At 66.5% G+C, this 1,060-nt stretch carries 2 protein-coding genes; both read left to right on the top strand.

Annotation, left to right across the window (positions count from 1 at the left end):
* Positions 1-13 precede the first annotated feature (13 nt).
* Complete coding sequence (locus FZ029_RS32740; RefSeq protein WP_149274379.1) at positions 14-757, top strand: ABC transporter ATP-binding protein; 744 nt, start codon at positions 14-16, stop codon at positions 755-757.
* Positions 750-1,060, top strand: a 311-nt coding sequence (locus FZ029_RS32735; protein ID WP_149274377.1) for an ATP-binding cassette domain-containing protein, incomplete at its 3' end; no start/stop codon positions are given. The genes FZ029_RS32740 and FZ029_RS32735, both read left to right, overlap by 8 nt.

The raw sequence follows: 1,060 nt of genomic DNA, 5'->3' as shown, positions 1-1,060 counted from the left end.
ACCCACCGACGACATCATCCTGGAAGCGCGCAACCTGACGAAGGAGTTCAAGGGGTTCGTGGCGGTTCGGGATGTGAACCTGCAAGTGAAGCGGGGCACCATCCACGCGCTGATCGGCCCGAACGGCGCCGGCAAGAGCACGGTGTTCAACCTGCTGACCAAGTTCCTCACTCCCACGCGCGGCCAGATCCTCTACAAGGGCCGGGACATCACCCGCACCAAACCGGCCGACATCGCGCTGATGGGGCTGGTGCGCTCCTTCCAGATCTCGGCCGTCTTCCCGCACTTGAGTGTGCTGGAGAATGTCCGCGTCGCCCTGCAGCGGCCGCTCGGCACCAGCTTCCATTTCTGGAAGTCCGAATCGTCGCTCTACGACCTGCACGACCGGGCTTTGGAGCTGATCGAGGCGGTCAACCTCACCCCCTGGGCCGGCCACACCGCCGCCGAGCTGCCCTATGGCCGCAAGCGCGCGCTGGAGATCGCCACCACGCTGGCGCTCGACCCGGAGGTGATGCTGCTGGACGAACCGCTGGCCGGCATGGGCCATGAGGACATCGAGGGCACGGCGGCGCTGATCAAGCGCGTCGCCGCCGACCGCACCGTGCTGATGGTGGAGCACAACCTGTCGGTCGTCGCCCACCTGTCGGACACCATCACCGTTCTGCGCCGCGGCGAGATCCTGGCGGAGGGGCCGTACGAGGTCGTCTCCAAGAACCCGCAGGTGATGGAAGCTTACATGGGGACCGGACATGCCTGACGGCGCGATGACCAAGACCGCCCAAACCGGGACGGCGATGCTGGAGATCGCCGACCTGCACGGCTATTACGGCGAAAGCCATGTGCTGCACGGCGTCAGCCTGGAGGTGCGCCAGGGCGAGGTGGTGACGCTGCTGGGCCGCAACGGTGCCGGCAAGACCTCGACCATGCGCGCCATCATGGGGATCATGGGCAAGCGCACCGGCTCGATCCGCTTCCAGGGCCAGGAACTGATCGGCATGGCCCAGCACAAGATCCCCCGCCTCGGCATCGGCTATGTGCCGGAGGAGCGCGGCATCTTCTC

The organism is Azospirillum sp. Sh1 (assembly GCF_008365135.1).
Taxonomy (GTDB): Bacteria; Pseudomonadota; Alphaproteobacteria; order Azospirillales; family Azospirillaceae; genus Azospirillum; species Azospirillum oryzae.
This window is presented reverse-complemented; position numbering and strand designations above follow the sequence as displayed.